The sequence below is a fragment of the Campylobacter sp. genome, assembly GCF_052170435.1.
In the GTDB taxonomy this organism is placed as follows: Bacteria; Campylobacterota; Campylobacteria; order Campylobacterales; family Campylobacteraceae; genus Campylobacter_A.
The window spans coordinates 14485-27698 of record NZ_JBQNAN010000009.1 but is presented as its reverse complement, the minus strand read 5'-3'; the positions used below and the strand labels follow the sequence as shown (position 1 = coordinate 27698).

Annotated in this window: 13 protein-coding genes; 6 read left to right on the top strand and 7 right to left on the bottom strand. The window is 48.6% G+C overall.

Annotation, left to right across the window (positions count from 1 at the left end; all coding sequences use genetic code 11):
• The first annotated feature begins 155 nt into the window (after positions 1–155).
• From ACTTJF_RS05210 to ACTTJF_RS05195, 4 genes are all read left to right on the top strand, one after another.
• Positions 156–1025: a hypothetical protein gene (locus ACTTJF_RS05210; RefSeq protein WP_442551056.1), complete on the top strand. Its 870-nt coding sequence runs from the start codon at positions 156–158 to the stop codon at positions 1023–1025.
• A 19-nt stretch (positions 1026–1044) separates the two neighbouring features.
• Positions 1045–1632 (top strand): SMI1/KNR4 family protein, encoded by a 588-nt coding sequence (locus tag ACTTJF_RS05205; RefSeq protein ID WP_442551055.1) that lies wholly within the window; start codon positions 1045–1047, stop codon positions 1630–1632.
• A gap of 195 nt (positions 1633–1827) precedes the next feature.
• Positions 1828–2730, top strand: coding sequence for a 1,4-dihydroxy-2-naphthoate octaprenyltransferase (gene menA / locus ACTTJF_RS05200; RefSeq protein ID WP_442551054.1), 903 nt, complete (start codon positions 1828–1830; stop codon positions 2728–2730).
• A 133-nt stretch (positions 2731–2863) separates the two neighbouring features.
• Positions 2864–3433, top strand: coding sequence for a YceI family protein (locus tag ACTTJF_RS05195; RefSeq protein WP_442551053.1), 570 nt, complete (start codon positions 2864–2866; stop codon positions 3431–3433).
• A 229-nt stretch (positions 3434–3662) separates the two neighbouring features.
• Here ACTTJF_RS05195 and ACTTJF_RS05190 read toward each other — a convergent pair whose 3' ends face one another.
• Positions 3663–4805, bottom strand: a complete 1143-nt coding sequence (locus tag ACTTJF_RS05190; protein ID WP_442551052.1) for a glycerate kinase family protein — start codon at positions 4803–4805, stop codon at positions 3663–3665.
• Positions 4806–5419: 614 nt separating this feature from the next.
• Complete coding sequence (locus ACTTJF_RS05185; protein ID WP_442551051.1) at positions 5420–6790, bottom strand: GntP family permease; 1371 nt, start codon at positions 6788–6790, stop codon at positions 5420–5422.
• Between the two features lie 460 nt (positions 6791–7250).
• Here ACTTJF_RS05185 and ACTTJF_RS05180 point away from each other — a divergent pair, with 460 nt between their 5' ends.
• Positions 7251–8069 (top strand): hypothetical protein, encoded by an 819-nt coding sequence (locus tag ACTTJF_RS05180; RefSeq protein ID WP_442551050.1) that lies wholly within the window; start codon positions 7251–7253, stop codon positions 8067–8069.
• A gap of 236 nt (positions 8070–8305) precedes the next feature.
• On the top strand, positions 8306–8596 hold the full coding sequence (locus ACTTJF_RS05175; protein WP_442551049.1) for a hypothetical protein: 291 nt from the start codon (positions 8306–8308) through the stop codon (positions 8594–8596).
• Here the strand turns inward: ACTTJF_RS05175 and ACTTJF_RS05170 are convergent.
• The 5 genes from ACTTJF_RS05170 to ACTTJF_RS05150 form a co-directional block, all read right to left on the bottom strand.
• Positions 8539–9282 carry an AMIN domain-containing protein gene (locus ACTTJF_RS05170; RefSeq protein WP_442551048.1) on the bottom strand — a complete coding sequence of 248 codons (744 nt, stop codon included), beginning with the start codon at positions 9280–9282 and terminating at the stop codon, positions 8539–8541. The two genes, ACTTJF_RS05175 and ACTTJF_RS05170, sit on opposite strands and share 58 nt — an antisense overlap.
• A 33-nt stretch (positions 9283–9315) precedes the next feature.
• Positions 9316–9585, bottom strand: a complete 270-nt coding sequence (locus tag ACTTJF_RS05165) for an FtsB family cell division protein (RefSeq protein ID WP_002953583.1) — start codon at positions 9583–9585, stop codon at positions 9316–9318.
• The gene (gene eno, locus ACTTJF_RS05160; protein WP_009497016.1) at positions 9582–10832 is read right to left on the bottom strand and encodes a phosphopyruvate hydratase; all 1251 of its coding nucleotides are present in this window, start codon (positions 10830–10832) and stop codon (positions 9582–9584) included. Before eno ends, ACTTJF_RS05165 begins: the two co-directional genes overlap by 4 nt.
• Positions 10833–10836: 4 nt before the next feature.
• A complete protein-coding gene (gene recA, locus ACTTJF_RS05155; protein WP_122862405.1) occupies positions 10837–11943 on the bottom strand; it encodes a recombinase RecA in 1107 nt (368 codons plus the stop codon).
• Positions 11944–12055: 112 nt separating this feature from the next.
• Positions 12056–13150: a DNA adenine methylase gene (locus ACTTJF_RS05150; protein ID WP_442551047.1), complete on the bottom strand. Its 1095-nt coding sequence runs from the start codon at positions 13148–13150 to the stop codon at positions 12056–12058.
• Positions 13151–13214 lie beyond the last annotated feature (64 nt).

The following is a 13214-nucleotide window of genomic DNA, read 5'->3' as shown; positions in this document are numbered from 1 at the left end:
AAATTTCCCCACACAGATAAGCGCGGCAAATTTGACGAGCGGGCAATGCGCATAGCAAAGCGCGAGAGTAAATTTTAAAAATTACAAACGCGGCACGGGCTTTAAATTTACGCAAGGTCGCCGCCGCAACATAAGCGCAAAACCCAAGGAGATAGATGAAAAATTTATTAAGGTTTTTTATCATTTTGACCTGCGCGACCTCGCTACAAGCAGGCGGCAACTACGTCCCCAGGCAGCAAAACGACGAACAAATCGCAACCTATGATATATTTTTTAAATACAACCTACGCAACGGTGAAAAGGACAAGAACGGCAAAATACGCAACAGACTCTACGTCACCTGGCTAGACGCGAGCGGCGCGCAGCTGGATCGCTACGTCATCGACGAAGCGGATGAAAAGTACAAGCGCAAGATCCCGGACAACCCCTCCACAAAGCTAAAAATCTCGCTCGCCGTCCGCAAAAACGAGCGCTGGGTGCTACTCGAAGTCTATTCAAAAGAGCACCGAGACGCGCCTGCATTCATCACCCAAAGATGCCTATGGAATGGGCTAGAAAAGGAGCTACTGGAACTTTTTGACACAGGCGAAGTGCTAAAACTGTACCGAAAAACCAAACGCTTCGACGCAAATTTAGGCTTTTTTACCGAAAATAACATAGCCGAATACCGCAGAGACGGCAAACCGTCGTATAAGGAATTTACCAGCGTCCGAACGGGCAAAAAAGAAACGACTTTTGAAAAGTACGACGAGAACGGGCTCCTGCACAGCCGCGCATACCAGATAGGCGGCGAGTCTGCGTATTTTGAGTTTTTATACCCGAGCGGCAAACTAAAAAGCGTGATAGACCAGCGCCAAACGATCGGCAAGCCGCTTAGCGAGGCGGTCAAAATACAAAAGGAATTTAACGAAAAAGGCGAGCTCGTAAAAGAGGTCGTAACCGACGCAAAAGCGGGCACGGCGACTACGAAATTTTACGGCGAAAACGGCGAAATCATAAAAACCGAAACAAAAAATCTCAGATAAACCAAGAGCGGAGAAAAATATGTTTTTAAAACTAGATGAGATCGCTCGCGAGCTAGACGAGATCTACCTGCCTCTGGAGCAAAAGGGGATAACGGGCATGAGACTGCTAGCACAAAGCGATGCCGACGCGTCCACGCGGGCGCTAGAAAATGCGCAAGAGGCTCTAGGCGTCAAATTCCCGCTTGCGCTTTCGCGGCTAGTTTGCGAATTTAACTTTGGCGAATTTGAGGTTTGCAACGTACGCTTTGGCACCGGCGGCGACTACGCTAGCGAGCTAGTGCAGCTAAACAGCACCGACGAATACGGCGGCAAATGGTGGCACAGCTATACGCGTCCTGCAAATTTGATAGTTTTTGCCGTGGGCGATCCGTGGATATTTCTGATTGATTGCGCGGACGGCGCGATTTATGCGTGGCTACTCGGAGACGAAGAGCTTTGTGGCAGGCGTGTCGCGAGCGATTTTGAGAGATTTTTTATAGCGCTTGGAAGCATCGATATCGCGAGACTAAGCAAAAAGGCCGTGCCAAGCGCGGAAGAAATCGCTAAATTCGTCCAAGCAAGCGATGATAAGGCGCTTGAGTTTTGGCGAGAAATGGCTGGAATTTGATAAATTTAAGCACAGGCGGCTTTAGCGGCAAATTTGACTGATTTCAAAGGCCCCAAGTGCAACAATATCCGCCATCAAATTTTAAAATTTAACTACCAAACTCGCTCAAATTTATATTATTTTTTGCATTCGAGTGCTAAATTTGAACTCAATTTTACCGTAAATTCGGCACTCAAAAATCAAAAAAGGCAAAAAATGATAACCGCAAAGGCTCTTTACGCATCGGCAAGGCTTAGATCGCTACCACTTAGCGTTTCAGGCGTACTACTCGGTAGCGGCGCGGCATACGACGCGGGCGCGTTTAGAGCGGATATTTTCGCACTGGCGCTACTTACGACGCTGCTGTTTCAGGTACTAAGCGACTACGCTAACGACTACGGCGACGCGGTAAAAGGCACCGACGACGATGGCAGGCTGGGGCCGCGCCGCGCGATCCAAACAGGGCAGATGAGCGCAAAGCAGATGAAGCGCGTCATCGTCGCTACGGCACTGCTTTCGGCGCTTTCGAGCCTCGCGCTAAGCGTTTTGGCATTTGGCGAGCGGTTTTATCTCGTGATTCTATTTTTGGCGCTAGGCGGCGCGTCGATATATGCCGCGATCCGATACACCGTGGGAGCCGGCGCATACGGATACCTGGGGCTTGGCGACGTTTTCGTGTTTTTGTTTTTTGGTTTACTTAGCGTGCTGGGCTCATACTTTTTACACGCGCGTTCGCTCGATGCGGTGCTGCTGCTGCCTGCGTGCGCGTGCGGGATGCTAAGTACGGCCGTGCTAAATCTAAACAACATGCGCGATATCCAAAACGACGCGCTCAAGGGCAAGCGCACGATCCCCGTGCGTATCGGACTGCTCGCAGCCAAGTGCTATCACTACGCGCTGATCGCGGGCGGAGCAGGATTGATGCTCTGCTACTCGTTTTTACGCGGCGATTCAGGCGTAAAACTACTCTACATAACTAGCTTCGTGCCGCTTATTCGGCACCTATTTTTCGTCTCAAAAGTGCGGGAATGTCGCGACTTTGACGGACAGTTAAAGGTCGTCGCGCTCTGCACGTTTGCGATGTCGGCGCTGTTTTTTACCGGGGAAATTTTGGGGTAAATTTAGCCTGATTATTGTTCCGTGCTATTGCTGGCGACAAAAAGTAATTCAAATTTTTCTCAAAATGTTGTGAAAAAGTTATATATTTACTTTTTTAAAATACACTTTCAAACCCAAATCACAAGGAGAAAAAATGAAAAAACTAATCAAATTTTCGCTAGTTGCAGCGCTCGCAGCGAGCTTCGCAAACGCCGCGGTATACGAGATCGACCCGGCACACAGCAACGTCGGCTTTAAGATCAAGCACCTAAGCATCTCAAAAGTCAGCGGAAATTTCGGCAAATTTGACGCCGTGATCGACTACGACAAGGACGCCAAGGAGCTAAAAGCACTCGAGGCCACCATCGAGACCGCCTCGGTAAATACGCAAAACGAGAAACGCGACGAGCACTTGCGAAGCGCGGATTTTTTTAACGCGGCAAAATTCGACAAAATCACCTACAAAATGGTCAAATTTGAGAAAGAAAGCGACATCGAAGGCAAGGTCGTTGGCACGCTCACGATGCACGGCGTCACTAAGCCCGTGGTGCTAAAATTCGAGCTTGGCGGCTTTACCGCGGATAAAAACGGCAAGGAAAAAATCGGCTTTAGTCTAGAGGGCGAGACGAAACGCAAGCTCTTTGAGATCGGGCTGGATACCTCAGAAATCACGCTATCTGACAAAGTCGAGCTAGAGATCGAAGTCGAAGCGAAAGAAAAATAATCCCTAACATAAGCCTAAAGCCTATTTTTTGGGCTTTAGCTTGTTAAATTTTGAGTTTTTAGCCTAGATTTTTGTAAATTTAAAAATCCGCAAAACTGCCGCGCCGAAAGGCAAAAATGCGACAAAATGCAAAGCACCCACCCAAGCTCGCTAATCATACCGAGCAAACAAAGCTCAAGCCGGCAAACCGATAAATTCGCCGGCCCCGTCGCCTTATCAAAACGTAAATTTACCCCTTGCGCCCTAACAAATATAGTCTCAATGCCTGCTCTGCGGTCATTTTGAGATTGCGCATCGCGGTTTGCTTATCCATCGCTTCTTCCAGGCTCACGGGCTCGTTTAATACGCTAAAAAACGCGTCGATGCCGTTTTCGTTACAGCCGCCGGCGCACGGCGCCACGCTGCCTGCTAGCGCGATGATCGGTTTGCCGTATTTTTTGGCGATCTTCGCCACTCCGGTCGGGGTCTTGCCCATCGAGCTTTGAAAGTCCAGTCGCCCCTCGCCGGTGATGACTAGATCGGCGTTTTTCACGTCTTCTTCGAGGCGGATTTCCTCCATGATGATGTCGATGCCGGGCTTTAGTTTGGCGTTTAGGTAGCTCACAAACCCGTACCCTAGCCCGCCTGCCGCGCCCGCGCCCTTGAAGTTCCAAAATTCGCTCGAAAAGTGCTCGCTCGTCGCGCTCGCAAAGCTTATAAGCCCAGCGTCTAGATCCTTTACCATCTGCTCGTCCGCGCCCTTTTGCGGGCCGTAGACGTAGGCCGCGCCGTTTTTGCCAAAGAGCGGGTTATCCACGTCGCAAGCCACGAGGAATTCGCACTCTTGCAGCTCGGGTACTACGTTTTTGTTTGAGATTTTCGTGATTTTTATGAGGTTTTCGCCTTTGCCCTCGAGCAGCTCGCCGTTTTCGTCAAAAAACTCGTATCCCAGCGCGCTTAGCATGCCCGTGCCCGCGTCGTTCGTCGCGCTGCCGCCGATACCGACGATAAATTTACGCGCGCCCTTGCCAATAGCATGCAAAATCATCTGCCCAAAGCCGTAAGTACTCGTTTTCATCGGATTTCGGCACTCTTTTTCCACCAGCATGAGCCCGCTAGAAGACGCCATCTCGAGGATGCCAAGTTCGCCTGCTAGCGCGTATCTAGCGGGGATTTTTTCGCCGAGAGGATTTTGCACGATGACGTCGATAAACTCGCCATCTAGCGCGTCCGCTAGCGCCACCACGCTACCCTCGCCGCCGTCTGCTATGGGCTTAACCACCGCCTCGTCTATCTCGCCGGCTAAAGCTTCGATGCCCTCTTTTACGGCGTTGCCGGCCTCGAGGGAGCTGAGTGAGCCTTTAAATGAGTCGATTGCTATTAGTATTTTCATCTGTTTTCCTTTTTGGCAAGGCTTGTCTTTTGAGCGCTTTTTGCGGAGCTGGCTAAAATTTAGCTCGGCGGACTGTTTTTGCTTCGTTGCACTCGCAACTGCAAGCAGAAGTCCAGCCTGAGCTAAATTGTATCTGCGCAACCCCAAAAAATCATCTCAAAATACTTCGCCTTAAATTTTACGGTCAGATTTTATCAAATTTAGTTTTAAATCGCGAGCCGAATTTAGCTTCATTGCCAATTTAAAAACGCGCGGCGCGATAGCGCCACATAAACCTGCACGCAGTGCGGCAACCTCTCACGTCGTAGGGGGAGGGAATTAAATGGAGCGGGGGAGCTCTTTTGCTTCGGCTTTGCCTCGCATTGTGCTTAGCTGCACTTCGTTTGCTACTGTTAGGACGCACTCTCTTTGAGAGCTGCAAGTAGAGCGTAATTCAAGCCCCTTCCCCCTTAACAAGAAAGATTAAATTTAATGCGCAATGATAAATTTAACCAAACCAAATTTAACATTTTCAAGATGCGGGTCTGGGCGGACAAATTTGAAAATTTACCGTTCATACCGTAAAAAGTGCAGTCTCGTCACGCCAAAACCGCACTCAAATTTAGTCGTCAAATTTACAGTAACACGAGCGACGCTACCCAAACCGTCGCCATACCCACGATACCCATTATAAAGGTAAGCATCGTCTGGGTCTTGTAGCCCTGCTCCGGCGACATCTTGCTAAAGTTCGTAACGACCCAGAAGTAGCTATCGTTAGCATGCGAAACCGTCATCGCGCCCGCAGCGATCGCCATCACCGTTAGCACCGCGCCCATCTCGCTAGTTAGCCCTAGCGCGCTCATCATCGAGCCGCTATCGGTGAAAAGCCCCATGATAGAGGCCGTCGTCGTAAGCGCCACGGTCGAGCTGCCCTGAGCGGTCTTGATGATAGCAGAGATAACAAACGGGAAAAATATGCCAACGGTGCCGATGAGATGGGCGTTTGCCTTCATAAACTCGACAAAGCCCGCTTTAGCGATGACGTTACCTAGCACGCCGCCCGCAGCCGTGATGAAAAGGATCGGTCCGACGATCTTTAGCGTTTCGTTGGTCATGAAGTTAAATTCGCCCAGCTTACCCGTTTTGGCCAGCAAGATAACGGCAAATAGCACGCCAACGCCAAGCGCGATGATCGGATTACCCAAAAATAAAACGAAATTCGCAAACGAGCCTTTTAGCTTTAGTATCGAGACGACCGAACCCAGCGCCATCAGCAAAATCGGCATAAAAATCGGCGCCAAGCTCAAAAACGCGCAAGGCAGCTTGCCGTGCTCTTTGATAATCTCGTCGTAGCTCTTACCGACATCTGCGAGATCTTCCTTTAGGCTCACTTTTGCGCCGATAGTCTTAGCAAAAATATAGCCAGCGACGAGAACCGGTATCGAAACTACCGCGCCCACGGCGATGACTAGCAGTAGGTTGTGTCCCACGCCCACGAGTCCGGCGGCCGCTATCGGGCCAGGTGTCGGCGGTATAAACACGTGCGAGGTGTATAGGCCGCACGAGAGCGCGACGGCCATAGCTACGGGGTTGGCGCCGATTTTTTCCTTTATCGCGCGGCGGATCGGATCTAGTACCACAAAGCCGCTATCGCAAAAGACCGGGATACCCACGATCCAGCCCATGATGAGCATAGCTAGCTCGGGGCGCTTGTCGCCTACGCAGCGCACGACCATGTCGGCCAGCTTTAGCGCCGCGCCCGTCTTTTCCAGCGCCATACCGATGAGCGCGCCCAGGATGATGACGATGCCTATGCTTTTAAATATCCCGCTAAATCCCTCTCCGATGATCGCGGGAACCTTGACCAGGTCGATACCCGCGACGACGGCTAGGGCGAGCGAGACGAGCATGATCGCTATAAAGGGGTGAACCCCGAACTTAGAAATCAGCACGATCATAACGACGACCGCGATGACGAAGCAGACGATGAGAGCAATACCGCTCATAACAGCTCCTTTCGGATAAAATTTTTGACTAACGCAATATTACCGAAATTTGTTTTTAAAATATCTAAATTAGATTTGAAATTTTAGTTTCATTTTATAAAACGAGTGAATTTGACGGCCGATTATTTTGCGGTAAATGCGCGGGCAGCTTTGGCGCGGTTAAATTTTGTTTTGAATTTAGGTTCGAATTTGGAGCAAATTTATCACAAAAAATAACTTGCGAGGTTAAATTTACGATATTCAAAATCGTGAAACAAGCGTCAAATTTGACTACTAGCGCTTGCCGAAGTTCAAATTTAACTCCGCCTTAAGCCTTACGGCACTATCATTTTATCAATGATTTGCAAAAGATGCGAAGCAGTCAAATTTAAAGCGATTGCGGGCTTTATTGACCTATATATTTTAGGCACGAGGCAAAACGTACCGTCTCTGTTTTGGCGACAACTAAAAAGGATACGCTATGGGTATGATAATCTTACTTTTTTACGTTATTCCTTACTTGGCAATTAGCGCCATAGTGATGGCTATTACCCTAAAACAGACTAATAAAATTTGGATCAGAGGCATCGTAGCGGCCGCGCTATTTCTAATCCCCACTTACGACATCATTATCACGAACATTCTTGGGGCGTATTACTGCGCTACCGCTCCAAAGGCCTTTATAAAAGAAACGGTAGAGTATCCGGAGAGTATTTATTTTGAGGATAATGTTTTTAACGGCTTTAACGAGCAAGATATAGAAAATATGATGAATAACTACCTTGACGGCATCCATCTAAAGACGTTAGCCTTAAATTTACCCAATGGAAACGTTGCCATATATCATTACGAGAAAAATCAAGACGAATACGACAAGATAGTGCAAGAAGTCAAGCAAGAGCTAGGAGAAAAGACGTCGCATTATGATGATATCAGGGCTAGAATCATAAAAATAATCGACTCGAATAAAATCATAACCACGAAAGACAAGATGCCTAAGATGAACTATACCGTATTTTACGATAAGGTGAGTTTAAACCAGATCACTTCGAAATTTTTTCACTCCGACACAATGAGAATCATAGATAATAAAACAAATGAAACCATTGCTTTTCAACAGAGATATTTTATGTTTAAGAGGTTAACCGATTATAGCGCTGGCGGGTATAGCGGAAAGTATATATGCGATGATAAAAGAATTCCTTTAGTTATGAACACTTTTCCAAAAATGGATTTAAATATAGGATACGTGTTGCTAAATTTTGATGCGAGATTTAAAAATTACTTTAAAGGAGAGTAAAACGAGAGTAGAAGAGCAAAATATTACGCTCGCCACAAAAGACTCAAGAAACGCCACAAACAGACGATTAAATTTAACATCCAACTCTCGACTCAAAATTTATTTGGCAAAGTCGAGCCGATAAATTTAGTCGATAAATTTAGCAAACAAGCCGTACTTATCCGCCAAAAGATAAAGTCCTAAAAATAACGCGGCGTATAAAACTGTTTTAAATATTTTTAGCAAGGCATGCAAATTTGATCCTTTTTGCTTCGTTAAATTTACGAAATCTTAGCCAAGGGGCGGTTAAATTTGGTGAATTCGGAGGCGGGGATTTGAAAAATGCGGGGAAATTTATATCAAGGGAAAATCGGCTAAATTTAAAAGCCGAATTTAAAAAAGAGCGGCGAAGGCTCAAATTTAACCCTCGCCGCGAGAAATTTATCACTATAAATTTATACGCCGAAAACTCGGAGCGCAAAAATCAAATTTATCTAGAAAGCTTTAGCAGATACCCGTCCTGCGTCTTTTCGATCTCGTGTTTATAGCTGCCGTCCAGATCAAAAACTACGCGGTAAAATTTACCGTGCGAGCCAAAAAGTGCCGTTTTAAACGCGCCGCAGTCAAGCTCGTCTTTTCTCGTGTTTACGTCCGTTTGCGAGGCGAAATCGATCACGACCTTGGTGCCTTTACTGATCGAGTAATCTTTGAGCTTCTCGTCGGTCGTGAGGATTTTTATCTGCATCGGATAGATCTCGAATTTCGTCTGCTTATAGACGATTTGCTTTTGCGGTTGCGGCTTTTCAAGAGGCTTTATGACGATGTCTTTTAGCGGCTCTTGCGCGGTCATGTTGCGCTCGGTAGGCTTTGGCGCGACATCTATCGCGGCGGCTTTAGACTCCTCTTTAGTGACCGAGACGTCGGGCTTTTCGACTACGACCGGTACTGCGATCTTGCTTAGCAAAAACTCATCCTGCCACGAGATGCTTTTGTTTATGTCGACGGTTTTTTCCTTGATACTGCCGTCCAGGCTTTTGTATTTTAGCGTGACGGAGATGAAGTTTCTAGCGTCGGCGGGAAATTTGAAACTCTGCTTCTCAAAAGGCGGCAAATTTTCCACGACGTTGCTGCTAGCCATGCTCGCGTTTACGTCGCCCGAGGGCGCGAAAGGATTTTCTCTGCCCAAAGCTAACCCACAAGCCAGCGCCAAAAGCCAAATTTTACCGATTTTCATAACTCCCCCGTTTTTAAATTTATAAAGCTAAATTTACCCGCCGCTGCTAGGCTCAAGCTCTTTTAGCTCGAAATACGCCTTTTGCAACTGGGCGTTTTGTTTTTTTAGCGTTTCGACGTCGCGTTCTAGCTGCGTTTTTTGCTCTTGCAGGCTTAGCATCACGTCTAGCGAGCGCTTGCCAAAGATTATATTGCCCACGTAGATACCAAAACATATCACGCAAAACGCTATAAGCGTGAATCTGAGAAAAAGCCTGAAATCAAAAGGCTTTTTCTCGACGTATTCGTCTAGGACTTCGCTCAAATTTGATTTCCCAAAAACTCGTCCGTCTCGCGCTCGATCTCAAGCAGGCGGTTGTATTTGGCGTTGCGTTCGCTTCTTGAGGTCGCGCCCGTCTTGATTTGGCCCGTATTCATCGCGACGGCGAAGTCCGCGATAAAGCTATCCTCGCTCTCGCCGCTTCTGTGGCTCATCACGCAGCGGTAGCCTTTGCGCTGAGCTAGGCGGATCGTCTGCATAGTTTGGCTTACGGTGCCGATTTGATTTGGTTTGATCAAAATCGCGTTAGCTACGCCTTTGGCGATGCCTTCGCGCAAAATTTTCTCGTTCGTTACAAAAAGATCGTCGCCCACGAGCTGCACTTTAGAGCCAAGCTTGCTCGTTAGCTTCGCCCAGCCCGCCCAGTCGTCCTCGCTTAGGCCGTCTTCGATCGAAAATATCGGATACTTCTCGCAAAGCTGCGCGTATCGCTCTATCAGCTCTTCGCTGCTAAATTCCTTGCCTTCTAGCTTATATTTGCCGTTTTCGTACAGCTCGCTAGCTGCGACGTCAAGGGCTAGCTTGATCTGCTCGCCTGCTTTGTAACCCGCTTTTTCGATAGCCTGCATGATTAGTTTGATCGGCTCTTCGTTATCGTTTAAATTTGGCGCAAATCCGCCCTCGTCGCCCACTGCCGTGCTGTGACCGGCCGCGTTTAGAAGGCCTTTTAGCGTGTGGTAAATCTCAGTCGCCGCTCGCAGCGCGTCGCTAAATTTATCAAATCCAAACGGCATAATCATAAATTCTTGAAAATCCACGCTGTTGTTCGCGTGCGCGCCGCCGTTAATGATATTAAACATCGGCACGGGTAGCACGCTAGCGTTCGCGCCGCCAAGGTAGCGATACAAAGGCACGTCAAGGCTTTTAGCCGCCGCGCGCGCTACCGCCATAGATACGCCAAGCACCGCATTTGCGCCCAAATTTGAGTAGTTATCGGTGCCGTCAAGCTCGCGCATCTCATCATCAAGCGCCTTTTGATCAAACGCATCCAGCCCGATCACGGCTTCGGCGATCTGCGAATTTACGTTTTCTACCGCCTTTAGCACGCCCTTGCCGCAGTATCTTTCGTCTTTGTCGCGAAGCTCCAGCGCCTCGCGTTTGCCCGTGCTTGCGCCGCTTGGGACTATCGCGCTTGCTACGGTGCCGTCGCTTAGAGCCACGGTCGCCTTCACGGTCGGGTTGCCGCGGCTATCAAGTACTTCTATCGCGGTTACGTCTTCTATAAATACCATTATTTTATTCCTCCGTATTTTCTTCTATGCTTTCGCTTTCGTCATCGCTATCTTTGCCGCCCGCGCCGCTTATTAGCTTATCTAGGCCGATCGAGCTTTTTATTGTCGCTACGATTTCGTCTGATATCTCGGGGTGCTCTTTAAGATAGGCTTTTGCGTTTTCGCGGCCTTGGCCGATTTTGGCGGCTTTGTAGCTAAACCACGCGCCGCTTTTGTCGATGATATCGAGCTTCACGCCGTAGTCGATGATCTCGCCGTCGCGGCTGATACCCTCGCCGAACATTATGTCGAATTCCGCCGTTTTAAACGGAGGCGCGACCTTGTTTTTTACGACTTTTACCTTCGTGCGGTTGCCGATAGGCTCTTCGTTTTGTTTTAGAGTGGCGATTTTTCGCACGTCTAGGCGCACGGATGCGTAAAATTTAAGCGCGTTACCGCCCGTAGTGGTCTCAGGCGTGCCGTAACCCATCGCGCCGATTTTCATACGAATTTGGTTGATAAAGATCACGGTCGTGTTCATCTTGTGCACGACGCCCGCGAGCTTGCGCAGCGCTTGGCTCATAAGCCGCGCTTGCAAGCCTACGTGCTGATCGCCCATATCGCCCTCGATCTCGCTTTTTGGAGTTAGCGCCGCGACGCTATCGACCACGATAAGCTCGACCGCGCCGCTTCTAGCGAGGTTTTCTACGATTTCTAGCGCCTGTTCGCCAAAATCAGGCTGGCTGACGTAGAGGTTTTCGGTATCTACGCCCAAATTTGCCGCGTATTTCACGTCTAGAGCGTGCTCGGCGTCGATAAAGGCGCACGTGGCTCCCGCTTTTTGCGCTTCGGCGATGATGTGTAGCGTCAGAGTCGTTTTACCCGAGCTCTCAGGTCCGTAAACCTCGATGATACGGCCCTTTGGGATACCGCCTATGCCAAGGGCTAGGTCAAGTCCTAGCGAACCGGTCGAGATGCTGTCTATCGCCTCGACTTGCTTGTCGCCAAGGCGGATCAGCGTACCCTTGCCAAATGCTTTATCTATCTGCTTTAAAGCCGCGTCTAAGGCCTTTTTCTTGTCCGAATCGTTTGTCGGCGGGACTATCTTTTTCTCTTCTTTTTCTTTTGCCATCGGCTTCCTTAAATTTAAAATAATCGTGCTGATTTTATCAAATTTGAGATGAATTTTTGATTATTCGCGTAAATTTGAGGCGGGTCTGGGCGCGGTCAAATTTGCTCTAAATTTACGCCTTTTTTAAAACGTAAAGCAGCTCGCTCACGTGCGTCGGGCGGCTGGCTAGGTTTCTACTACCGCGAAAGGCGTTGTATTTTTGCTCCAAAATTTGCACTTCGCCAAGCCCGGCTAAATTTTGGCTAAATTCCTCGCGCGCGATGAAGCCCTCGGAGTTAAACGAGATGAGCACGAATTTAGCTTTTAGCTTTGAGATTAGCTCGAAAAATGCCGGCGCGGCGGCTGATTTTTGATTAAACACCGAGCGGTTCCAGCCCCGAGCGATGCCCGAAACCCGCGATATTTCGCTCGGACGCTCGTAGCTAGCGATCAAATTTAGCATAAAGTAGTTCGAGCCGTAGGGGTGCTGGTTATAAGGCGGATCAAGATAGACTAGATCAAGCGGCGGAAGCTCGGCGGCAAGCTCCTCGGCGCCTCGTCTTTGCACGTCAAATTCGACGTTAAAATTTGAAAAAACTGGCTTAAGCAGGCTGATGTCTGCCGTGATGCGAGATAGCGCGTGCTTGCCGCGTCCACCAAACTGCCCAAGGCCGTCCTTGTTTTTATGAAAACCCTTGAAAATGCCGCTGGTGTTGGCGTGCACGCTAGCCGAATACAGCAGCGGAGCGACGAAAAAAACGCGTAGCTCCTGCGGCACTAGCGCCTCGATAATCTGGCGCGCAGTGTCAATGTAGGCGGCGTTTTTTCTAGTGTAAAAGACGCGGTCAGCAGGCGAAATATTTGCCTCGTCTTTTGGCGCATAAAGCTCGCAGATAAAGCCCTCACGCAAATTTGCGCCGATTTCGCGCGTTAGTTTTTCATGCCAAAAATCAAGCTCTTTTTTAAACTCCGCGTCCGCGTTAGCTAGGTAGCACTCGTTTGTGACGCGACTATAAAGCTCCAGGTCGTTTGCGATGATGAAGCTTGCGTGGGATTTTAAAAACCGCGACACGATTCCGCTGCCGCTAAAAAGGTCGCAGCAGCTTAGTTTTTCCTTACCCAGCGCCTCTTTTGCGATATTTACGCCCTGTTCGATGAAACCTAAAAGCGAGCGTTTGTTGCCGAGATAAGTTAAAATTTGCTCTTTTAAATACGTCTGATTTTCCATATTTTTCTTTATAAATTCCGCATTTTTATGGCGATTGTAGCAAAAATTTACTATAATTTCGCAA

Coding starts and splice junctions, on each gene's coding strand:
- ACTTJF_RS05210 (WP_442551056.1), top strand. CDS start 156: ATGAAAAATTTATTAAGGTTTTTTATCATTTTGACCTGCGCGACCTCG.
- ACTTJF_RS05205 (WP_442551055.1), top strand. CDS start 1,045: ATGTTTTTAAAACTAGATGAGATCGCTCGCGAGCTAGACGAGATCTAC.
- menA (WP_442551054.1), top strand. CDS start 1,828: ATGATAACCGCAAAGGCTCTTTACGCATCGGCAAGGCTTAGATCGCTA.
- ACTTJF_RS05195 (WP_442551053.1), top strand. CDS start 2,864: ATGAAAAAACTAATCAAATTTTCGCTAGTTGCAGCGCTCGCAGCGAGC.
- ACTTJF_RS05190 (WP_442551052.1), bottom strand. CDS start 4,805: ATGAAAATACTAATAGCAATCGACTCATTTAAAGGCTCACTCAGCTCC.
- ACTTJF_RS05185 (WP_442551051.1), bottom strand. CDS start 6,790: ATGAGCGGTATTGCTCTCATCGTCTGCTTCGTCATCGCGGTCGTCGTT.
- ACTTJF_RS05180 (WP_442551050.1), top strand. CDS start 7,251: ATGGGTATGATAATCTTACTTTTTTACGTTATTCCTTACTTGGCAATT.
- ACTTJF_RS05170 (WP_442551048.1), bottom strand. CDS start 9,282: ATGAAAATCGGTAAAATTTGGCTTTTGGCGCTGGCTTGTGGGTTAGCT.
- eno (WP_009497016.1), bottom strand. CDS start 10,832: ATGGTATTTATAGAAGACGTAACCGCGATAGAAGTACTTGATAGCCGC.
- recA (WP_122862405.1), bottom strand. CDS start 11,943: ATGGCAAAAGAAAAAGAAGAGAAAAAGATAGTCCCGCCGACAAACGAT.
- ACTTJF_RS05150 (WP_442551047.1), bottom strand. CDS start 13,150: ATGGAAAATCAGACGTATTTAAAAGAGCAAATTTTAACTTATCTCGGC.